The organism is Mycobacterium sp. 1245111.1 (assembly GCF_001673405.1).
Classification (GTDB): domain Bacteria; phylum Actinomycetota; class Actinomycetes; order Mycobacteriales; family Mycobacteriaceae; genus Mycobacterium.
In genome coordinates, this window is sequence record NZ_LZLV01000073.1 from 1 (window position 1) to 9,149 (window position 9,149).

At 65.8% G+C, this 9,149-nt stretch carries 13 protein-coding genes; 6 read left to right on the forward strand and 7 right to left on the reverse strand.

Annotated elements, in window-relative coordinates; genetic code table 11:
- Nucleotides 1–117 precede the first annotated feature (117 nt).
- The 4 genes from A5658_RS11750 to A5658_RS11765 all read right to left on the reverse strand — a co-directional run bounded on the left by A5658_RS11750 (nt 118) and on the right by A5658_RS11765 (nt 2,810).
- Nucleotides 118–552, reverse strand: a complete 435-nt coding sequence (locus tag A5658_RS11750) for a hypothetical protein (protein WP_067334488.1) — start codon at nt 550–552, stop codon at nt 118–120.
- 110 nt (nt 553–662) lie between these two features.
- Nucleotides 663–1,469, reverse strand: a complete 807-nt coding sequence (locus A5658_RS11755) for an exodeoxyribonuclease III (protein ID WP_197503104.1) — start codon at nt 1,467–1,469, stop codon at nt 663–665.
- A 25-nt stretch (nt 1,470–1,494) separates the two neighbouring features.
- Complete coding sequence (locus A5658_RS11760; RefSeq protein ID WP_067334493.1) at nt 1,495–2,217, reverse strand: hypothetical protein; 723 nt, start codon at nt 2,215–2,217, stop codon at nt 1,495–1,497.
- On the reverse strand, nt 2,217–2,810 hold the full coding sequence (locus A5658_RS11765; protein WP_067334496.1) for a peptide deformylase: 594 nt from the start codon (nt 2,808–2,810) through the stop codon (nt 2,217–2,219). The genes A5658_RS11760 and A5658_RS11765 overlap by 1 nt, the downstream gene beginning before the upstream one ends.
- Nucleotides 2,811–2,993: 183 nt before the next feature.
- Between A5658_RS11765 and A5658_RS11770 the strand changes: the two genes are divergently transcribed.
- Both A5658_RS11770 and A5658_RS11775 read left to right on the forward strand, forming a co-directional pair.
- Entirely contained in the window at nt 2,994–3,302 is a 309-nt protein-coding gene (locus A5658_RS11770; RefSeq protein WP_067334500.1) for a DUF3263 domain-containing protein, read from the forward strand.
- Between the two features lie 64 nt (nt 3,303–3,366).
- Nucleotides 3,367–3,831 (forward strand): LytR C-terminal domain-containing protein, encoded by a 465-nt coding sequence (locus tag A5658_RS11775; RefSeq protein ID WP_067334503.1) that lies wholly within the window; start codon nt 3,367–3,369, stop codon nt 3,829–3,831.
- Here A5658_RS11775 and A5658_RS11780 read toward each other — a convergent pair.
- Nucleotides 3,821–4,294 (reverse strand): RICIN domain-containing protein, encoded by a 474-nt coding sequence (locus A5658_RS11780; RefSeq protein WP_067334507.1) that lies wholly within the window; start codon nt 4,292–4,294, stop codon nt 3,821–3,823. The two genes, A5658_RS11775 and A5658_RS11780, sit on opposite strands and share 11 nt — an antisense overlap.
- Before the next feature lie 418 nt (nt 4,295–4,712).
- Nucleotides 4,713–5,411, reverse strand: coding sequence for an HXXEE domain-containing protein (locus A5658_RS11785; RefSeq protein WP_082993106.1), 699 nt, complete (start codon nt 5,409–5,411; stop codon nt 4,713–4,715).
- A 62-nt stretch (nt 5,412–5,473) separates the two neighbouring features.
- Between A5658_RS11785 and A5658_RS11790 the strand changes: the two genes are divergently transcribed.
- From A5658_RS11790 to A5658_RS11805, 4 genes are all read left to right on the forward strand, one after another.
- Nucleotides 5,474–6,103 carry a TetR/AcrR family transcriptional regulator gene (locus tag A5658_RS11790; protein WP_197503102.1) on the forward strand — a complete coding sequence of 210 codons (630 nt, stop codon included), beginning with the start codon at nt 5,474–5,476 and terminating at the stop codon, nt 6,101–6,103.
- 168 nt (nt 6,104–6,271) lie between these two features.
- Nucleotides 6,272–6,970, forward strand: a complete 699-nt coding sequence (locus tag A5658_RS11795; protein WP_067334510.1) for a superoxide dismutase family protein — start codon at nt 6,272–6,274, stop codon at nt 6,968–6,970.
- A gap of 25 nt (nt 6,971–6,995) precedes the next feature.
- The gene (locus tag A5658_RS11800) at nt 6,996–8,105 is read left to right on the forward strand and encodes a glutamate--cysteine ligase (protein ID WP_067334514.1); all 1,110 of its coding nucleotides are present in this window, start codon (nt 6,996–6,998) and stop codon (nt 8,103–8,105) included.
- Complete coding sequence (locus tag A5658_RS11805) at nt 8,105–8,761, forward strand: LON peptidase substrate-binding domain-containing protein (protein WP_067334518.1); 657 nt, start codon at nt 8,105–8,107, stop codon at nt 8,759–8,761. The genes A5658_RS11800 and A5658_RS11805 overlap by 1 nt, the downstream gene beginning before the upstream one ends.
- Here A5658_RS11805 and A5658_RS11810 read toward each other — a convergent pair.
- Nucleotides 8,736–9,149 (reverse strand): class I SAM-dependent methyltransferase (locus A5658_RS11810; protein ID WP_197503103.1); only part of this gene is annotated, 414 nt, incomplete at its 5' end. The genes A5658_RS11805 and A5658_RS11810 overlap by 26 nt on opposite strands.

Consider the following 9,149-nt stretch of genomic DNA (forward strand, 5'->3'; position numbering starts at 1 on the left):
CTCGGGCGCCTTCGCGCACGGGGATGACGGCCATGCTCAGGCCGGTCGAGGCGGCCGTGCCCAACGAGTCGACCAGCGCGGAAACCGCTCGAAGCGGCAAAGGTGCTCTTGACAAAATCAGCGGCGGGAGCGCGATTGCGCGCCACCGGACTTCCGCGCCGGTGTCCGCTTGGCCGGCGTCTTACGCGGCCGCGCGGAGCTGGTCGACTTGGCCGGCGCCGCCTTGACCGGGGTCACCGACGCGAGGCGCCCGCCGTCGTCGTGCGAGTTGCTGAGCCGTCGCAGCAGCAAGGCACCGCCGCCGACAGCCAGCAGGATCGGCCACTCGACGAGGCCCGCGACGCCGATTGCGCCCAGTGTCAACGCGGCTGCGGGGGTGGAGTGGCTACCGCGGTCGATGCCCTTTTGCACGCCGGCGGCCGCGCCGGTGACGGCGCCGACGACGCCGTCGACCGCGGCGCCTCCGACGGCACCCGCTGCGGCGGTGGTTGCCGAGGCCGCGCGGCTGACCGTTCGACTCACGTTGTGTACGGCGCCGTTAACGACACCCATGACGTCTCCCTGATACTCGGTTAAGGCCCGAAAATCTGATGCCCGCAATCTTATGACCTTGATTGGTAAATGAACAGCGGATGAATACCCGCGCGAATAATTTTTATGCGTCACACGGTGCGAAGATCAACCAGGACCGGCGCATGGTCGCTGGGTGCCTTGCCTTTCCGTTCGTCGCGGACGATCTGCGCGTCGGTGACGCGGTCGGCAAGCGCGGGGGAGGCAAGGATGAAGTCGATGCGCATTCCCTGCTTCTTCGGGAACCGCAACTGGGTGTAATCCCAGTAGGTGTAGACGCCCGGGCCGGGCGTGAAAGGCCGTACCACGTCTGAGAATTGGGCGTCGACGATGGCCTCGAACGCCTTACGCTCCGGTTCGGAGACGTGGGTGGAATACCTGAAGACGTCGACGTCCCAGACGTCGTCGTCGGTCGGAGCGATGTTCCAGTCGCCGACCAGGGCGATCGGTGACGTCGGATCGTCGCGCAGCCAGCCTTCGGCCGTATTACGCAGAGCGGCAAGCCAATTCAGCTTGTAGGTGTAGTGCGGGTCGGTCAGCGTGCGACCGTTGGGCACATAGAGACTCCATACCCGCACCCCCGCGCAGGTGGCGGCCAGCGCGCGCGCTTCGGCAGCGGCGGCCACTTCGGGCTTGCTGCTCCAGGTCGGCTGGCCGTCGAAGCCGACTTCGATGTTGTCCAGGCCGACTCGTGACGCGATCGCGACACCGTTCCATTGGTTGAAGCCGACGTGGGCGACCTCGTAGCCCAGCTCGAGGAACGGCATGGTGGGGAATTGTTCGTCGGAGCACTTGGTCTCCTGCATCGCGAGCACGTCGACCTGGCCGCGCTCCAGCCAGTCGAGCACCCGGGGCAGCCGAGTGCGGATCGAGTTGACGTTCCAGGTGGCTAGGCGCAACACGCCGTCGGGCATGGCTGCGACCCTACGTGAGTGTGATGTAGCGGGCGTGATGGTGCAGGACGAAGCCCAGCGACCGGGCCAATTCTGCGGCGGCGCGGTCGTCCTCGGCGAGTCGGACGTAGCCGCGGGTGGCGCCGTGTGACGCGCCCCAGGCCAGCTGAGCGCCGCAGTTGTCCCGAAGCTCCGCCAGGCCTACCCAGCGAGTGCCGTCCGGGGCGTCGGTGATCACCGCATCCGACGGCTCGATGTCCGGGCCGGGGTGCAGATCGCACACCATCATCCGGTTGGCGCGTTCACCGTGGTCGGGAAGTCGCAGCAGGCGGTCCGGGACGGCCAGCCGCGGGACCCGGTCGCGGCTTCGGTACCACTCGACGATCGCGGGTATCGCCGACTGGGTCGCGGAAATATCAAGTGGCACAGCGGAATTGACGACATACGTGTTGTCTGGACCGGCGCGCAGCAGCCAGCCGTCCAGCCACTGCCGTTCGATCCCCGGCCTGGCCAGCGCGTCCGCGTGCTCGAGAGCGCGAATCTCCGAGGCGCGCACCGGTTTATCGCTGAGTAAGCGCGCGGCGACGACGTCGTCGGGGGCGAGCTCCACGATCTCGCCCGTCTTCGCGTGGACACGGATGCGTGGGCCACATTCCAGGAGGTTCCCGATCACGTCGGTCAGCGGCGGGACCGACCCGGCGGGCAGGCGATAGCGCACCATCACCCTGGCGCCGAGCTCCGGCCACGAAACCATCAGTGGCCGAACGGGTCCGGGCCTTCACCCGGCATCCACGACAGGCCTGGAACTCCCCAGCCGTGCGACTTGACCGCGCGCTTGGCCGAGCGGGCGTGGCGGCCGACCAACCGATCGAGGTAGAGGAACCCGTCCAGGTGGCCGGTCTCATGCTGCAGCATGCGCGCGAAAAGCCCTGTGCCTTCGAGCGTTATCGGGTTGCCGTCGGCGTCGAGCCCGGTGACTTTGGCCCACTTCGCTCGCCCGGTGGGAAACGACTCGCCCGGCACCGACAGGCAGCCCTCGTCGTCGTCATCGGGGTCGGGCATGGTCTCGGGCACTTCGGAGGTCTCCAACACCGGGTTGACGACGACGCCGCGTTGCCGCTCCGCCTGCCCGCGCTCGTCGGGGCAGTCGTAGACGAACACACGGAGATTGACGCCGATCTGGTTGGCGGCCAGGCCGACCCCGTAGGCCGCGTCCATGGTCTCGTAGAGGTCTGTGATCAGATCGGCCAGGTCTGCGGGCAGTGATCCATCCGCCGCGACGGCCACCGGCGTGGTGGGAGTGTGCAGGACGGGATCTCCCACGATGCGGATGGGTACGACTGCCATGACCGCAAAGCTTAAGCCCGAGTCCACCTGCCCCGGTTGCGGAGTACGCCTGCGGCAGGCAACCTCACCTAGTCAGCCGACTCGCGGGTCTGGCTTCCAGGTCAACAGTTGTCGACGTGGTTGAATAATCGCCGGAGCAGCGAGCATTCGAGAGTCGCAGGGTCTTGGAGGATCAGGAGCGATATGGACAGCGCTATGGCGCGGGCTAATCGATCGGGGGACGACTCTGAACTCGCCGATGGGTTGACTCGCCGCGAACACGACATTTTGGCCTTCGAGCGCCAGTGGTGGAAATACGCCGGAGCTAAAGAAGAAGCCATCAAAGAATTGTTCGGAATGTCGGCAACGGCTTACTACCGGGTGCTGAATGCGTTGGTCGACCGACCCGAGGCGCTGGCCGCCGATCCGATGCTGGTGAAGCGACTCCGCCGGCTGCGGGCCAGCCGGCAGAAGGCGCGCGCCGCTCGACGGCTGGGCTTCGAGCTCAGCTGAGAATTTTGCCTGCTCACTGGGCGTCGGTGTGGGTTTTCCCGCACTCGTGGATACAGTGACTTCGATGAATGAGCGCGTTCCCGACTCGACCGGCCTCCCGTTGCGGGCCATGGTCATGGTGCTGCTGTTTCTGGGTGTGATCTTTCTGCTGGTCGGATTTCAGGCCATGGGATCCGGCAGTAACACCGACGACGATTCGGCGATGTCGAGCGTGAAGACCAGCGCGGCAGCGTCTAGCACGTCCGCCAAGCCCGCGCCGAGGGCCGACGTGCTCGTGTTCAACATCTCCAGCTCCAAAGGCGTCGCGGGCAAGGCCGCTGACCAGCTCAAGCAGGGGGGATTCAACGTCACCAAGGTCGACAACCTGACGCTGCCCGACGTCTCGAAGACCACGGTGTACTTCACCGACGCGCCCGGCGAGCACGAAACCGCCGATGCCGTCGGACAGCTACTCAAAGCGCAGGTTGCGCCGCGCACCAAGGATGTGGCCGATCAGCCGCCCGGCGTGATCGTCGTCGTCACTGGCTGACGCTGTCCCAACCCTGCTCGGGTCCGCCGGTACAGATGCGGGCGGCCACCGATGTGCCGGGGCCCGGGCCGCCGAGGACAGTCAGGCAGGGACCGAAGACAGTCGTGATCCGGCCGTCGGGCTGGACGATCCAGCGCTGGCTGTTCCAGCAAGGCTGTAGGCGCGACACGAAAGCGGTCTCGCTCGGCATCGTCAGGCACTTCCCCGGGAAGGCCACGCTCTCGAGTCGCTGATCACCGGTGACATTCCAGCGCTGGAAATCGCTGCCGTTGCAAGCGTTGACGACCACCTGGGTGGGCCAGGCGTCACTCGGACCGTCCAGACACAGGTCGCCCAGCCGGCTTTTCAGCACGACCGGGCCGTCAGCCGCTGCCTCACCGATGGCTGGCGCCGCGACGGCGCACCCCACGCCGACGACGACTAGGGCTTGGCGCGCGCCGCGCGTCACTCGGGTTGGCAGCATGGGCCGGATTCTCCTGTCCGCCAGCGCATTAAGGATCGGCGCCCCGACCCGTTACGGACTAGGGGCCGGCGGCTCGGGCGCCGGCGCTTTCGGAGCCGCGTTTCCATGCAGGCAGTCCTGATACTCCTGCGTACCCGGGACGTTGTCAGAACCGCAGGTGCAATCGCGCATTTGGGCGGGGGGCAGCGAATTGCAGAAGTCACTGCCGGCCGAGGCCGATGGTGCGGTCCACATGACGGCAGCGGCCAGAACTGCCGATGCACGACCGACATTGGCCATCAAGAGTCTCGTCTTCATAGCGAGATCCTAGGGTCTCGTCGAGCGCCCGTCCCTAGAAGGGCGGCGGGTCGGCGGGCGGGGCCGATCCGAAATAGCTTGGGCGGCGTCGATTACGCCCGGCGGGCCCGCTTAAGTACCGTCAGAGTCTGACTGCCGCGGTGTCGGCCATCAACGCGAGAAGCGGGATGAGCACCGCGGCGAACCCGAGAACGGCCACGGCGGTCGCCCGGCGGTCCCCGATCAGTTTGTTGAGCAGATACGGCCCGGCTATCCAGTACAGCTGGGCGGTGATTAGTCCGGGGAAGTATGCGCCGAGCATGATGCTCCACCACGTATGCGCGACGGCGTTGCCGATCGCGCCGTAGAAGACGAAAAAAATGGCGGGAATGATGGCGAAGCGCAGCCGGGTGGTCAATGCGATCACGCAGGCGATGATCATGACCGCGTAGGCGCTCATGTTGACCGCGACGAAGGCGTCATTCGAGTAGGGAGCCCCGCCGTAAAGCTCGGCGAAGTGGGTTCGGAAGCCTGTGACGAATTCCTCGGTGAAGTGAACGAATTGCACAGCCAGGACGCAGCAGAATGCGGGCAAGAATTTGTTGACCGTGGGCAGCTCTAGCCGACTTCGGTAACACCACACAAACAGCATCCAGGTGGCGACGACACCTGGGATGAAGGTGACTTTCAGGCTGGCCCCGTGGCTGGCGAGCCAGAAACCGACGCCCATCGTCAGAGCGATCAGCGTCCCGGGCACGAGATCCCGCCTGGCGATGGCGCGGTCGGCGGGCGCGCCGGGAACGCGCGACCCGAGCTGATCGGCTGGGGCCTGGGATGACATTGCGCCTCCTAAAACGAACCTTCGTTCTTTATACTGAAACGAGCGTTCGCTGTCAATGTAGGATGAGCGGCGAAATGCCCAAAGTGACCGATGAGCACGTCGCGGCAAGGCGCCGGCAGATTTTGTCAGCGGCACTTGCTTGCTTCGCCCGCGACGGGTTTCACCGCACGACGATGCAGGAAATCTTTAAAGAATCCGACCTCAGCCCGGGCGCCGTCTACAGCTATTTCGAGGGCAAGGATGACCTCGTACGCGCGATCATCACCGAGACAATGGGGTTCATCACCCAAACGGCGACGGTGTTCACCGAAGCGCTGCCCGATGGCCGTCTACGCCGGCCCGGCGAAGCGTTGGCAGAATTAATAGAGCAAAGCCGCAACGTCGAACTGGGCACCGTCGAACAACGCGCCCGCATCTTCCCCCACCTAATCGGAGAACAACAGCGAGACCCCGAACTCAACGCCGCCGCCCGTGCCGGGCTGTCGCGCCTACGCGAGGGCTTCGCCGTACTCGCGCGCGCCGCGCAGGAGCGCGGCGAGCTCGCGGCTGCGATCGACCCCGACCAGTTCGGCAGGCTGGCTACGTCCCTGCTGCAGGGCGCCTTGATCCAGATCAGCGTGTACGGCGACGACATGGACCTCGACGCCTATGTCCGCACGGCCGTGGCCCTGCTTGACGGGGCGCACGAGTAGGAAGCAGCGCACAGCAGTCGTTCCGACCCGCATCGTCGCCGGGCTCGGTTTGTTGATCCCGCTCCTCCGCGGGTCGTTCCGACCCGCATCGTCGCCGGGCTCGGTTTGTTGATCCCGCTCCTCCGCGGGTCGTTCCGACCCGCATCGTCGCCGGGATAGGCTCTCCCCATGCGTAAGCCAGCCCGCGTCCGCAAATTTGCCGCCGTCACTGCACTCGTCCCACTCGCCGCCTCGGCCGCGCTGGTGAGCGCATGCAAGCCGCCGCAATACCCGGCGACCTCGCCGGGCACACAGCCGCCGATCTGGACCGGGTCGCCGGCGCCGTCGAGCTCGGAGCCGACGGGCCAGCAGGGCGGAACCGACAGCCTGACCACGACTCTCAAAGACCCCAACGGCACCAAGGTCGCCACCGCGAAGTTCGACTTCAACCAGGGCTACGTAACCATCACTATCGAGACCACCGGAACCGGCCAGCTGAGCCCGGGCTTTCACGGCGTGCACATTCACTCGGTGGGTAAGTGCGAGGCCCACTCGGTTGCTCCGACCGGCGGCGAGCCCGGCGACTTCTTGTCCGCGGGTGGCCACTTCATGGTCCACGATGTGCACGGCAGTGGCGACCTGACCTCGCTGCAGGTGCGAAAGGACGGTGGGGCATTGCTCGAAACCACCACCGATGGCTTCACCAAGGCCGACCTGTTAGCGGGGGCGGGAACCTCGATCATCATCCACGCCGGCGCCGACAACTTCGCCAACATCCCGTCGGACCGCTACAGCCAGGCCAACGGCGCGCCCGGACCCGACCAGACGACGATGTCGACTGGCGATGCCGGTAAGCGGGTGGCGTGCGGCGTGATCGGCTCCGGTTAGTTCCTCGTCGGACAGGGGTACCGCTATCAGGGTGAATTTCGCGTCCTCACCCCGTCCGACGCTGGGAGTCGAATGGGAGTTCGCACTTGTCGACCACCACACGCGCGACCTGAGTAACGAGGCCACCGCCGTCTTCGCCGAGATCGGCGAAAACCCGCGTGTGCACAAGGAATTGCTGCGCAACACCGTCGAAGTCGTCACCGGCGTCTGCGACAACACCGGGCAGGCCATGGAGGATCTCCAGTCCACGCTGAAGCACGTCCTGCCGATCGTCCGGCAGCGCGGCATGGAACTGTTCGGCGCCGGCACCCACCCGTTCGCGAGTTGGTCGTCGCAGAAGCTGACCGACGCACCCCGCTACGCCGAACTGATCAAGCGCACCCAGTGGTGGGGCCGCCAGATGCTCATCTGGGGAGTCCACGTCCACGTCGGGGTTTCCTCGCCGGACAAGGTGATGCCGGTGATGTCGGCATTGCTCAACTGGTATCCGCATCTGCTGGCGCTGTCCGCGTCGTCGCCGTGGTGGGTGGGTGACGACACCGGGTACGCGAGCAACAGGGCGATGATGTTCCAACAGCTTCCCACCGCAGGTCTGCCATTCCAATTCGAAAAATGGGACCAGTTCGAGGGTTTCGTCCACGATCAGAAAAAGACGGGGATCATCGAGGACGTCAACGAGGTGCGGTGGGACGTGCGGCCGTCGCCGCACAACGGGACGCTCGAGGTTCGGGTCTGCGATGGAGTCTCCAATATTCGCGAACTCGGTGCGCTGGTCGCGTTGACGCATTGTCTGGTGGTCGATCTCGAGCGCCGACTGGATGCCGGCGAGGCGCTGCCGACGATGCCGCCGTGGCACAACCAGGAAAACAAATGGCGCGCAGCCCGTTACGGGTTGGACGCCATCATCATCCTCGACGCCGACAGCAACGAACGCTTGGTCACCGAGGACCTCGACGATCTGCTAACCCGGCTGGAACCCATTGCCGCATCACTGGATTGCGTCGACGAGCTCAGAGCGGTGGCCGACATCCCGCGGCGCGGTGCGTCGTATCAACGGCAGCGGCGGGTGGCCGAGGAGCACGACGGAGACTTGATCGCCGTCGTCGACGCACTGGTCGAAGAACTGGAGATCTGATGGAACCCGCAGCTGAATTCGGCCGCCTGGCAATGTTTCCGCTGCAATCGGCGTTTCTGCCCGGTGAGGACCTGCCGCTGCAGATCTTCGAGCCCCGCTATGCCGCCATGGTTCGAGATTGCATGCGGGACGACAACCCTCGGTTCGGGACGGTTTTGATCTCACAGGGCCGTGAGGTCGGCGGCGGCGACATGCGATGCGACGTTGGCGCATTGGCCAGAATCACCGAGTGTGTGGAGATCGCCGGCTCGGGTCGGTTCATGTTGCGCTGCAAGACCGCCGAACGGATCAAGGTCTGCGAGTGGTTACCCGACGACCCCTACCCGCGGGCCGTCGTGGAGGGATGGCCCGACGAGCCGGGGGGGCCGGTCAGTGCGGGCCAGCTCGACGAACTCGAAGACCAGATGATGGCGCTGTTCGAGCGAATTGCCAGCGCCCGCGATTTACCTGTGCCGGATCGCGAGGAAGTGCTCGGATCCGGCAGCGACTTCGCGGACGCGGGAGAACGGTTGTATGCGTTGGCATCCCGCATTCCGATCGGGCCGGCCGACCGTTACTCCGTGCTGTCCGCGCCGACGGCGCGCGCACGGCTGACGGCGTTGACCGAGGCAGTGGATTCTGTCGCCGCGATCATCGAATTTCAGCTCTCGCAGTAGCGTGCAGGCGTCCTTCGATGAAGACGCTGCGCGGTGCCAGCTCCATCAGGTGATCGGCGGGCATGCGGTCGAAGCGGCGCATCAGCTCGAGCCCTTCGATCGCGGTGACCGCCCAGTCGTGGTCGGCCAGCCATTGCTGTAGGTCGGCGCGTTCCTCTTTGAACAAGAGCTCGGGTAGGTCGGGGCCATCGCCGCCCAGGAATTGGCGACCCCGCTCGAGATAGTCCGGATCGAATGCACTCGGGCTCAACGTTTCCGCCGCGATCCGGCTGCCGGCGGCACTGAGCTCGAGAATCCGCTCGAACAACTGGTCCTGGGCGGCTGGCGGTAGATAGGGCAGCAGGCCCTCGGCCGACCATGCGGTGGGCGTCGAGGGGTCAAAACCGGC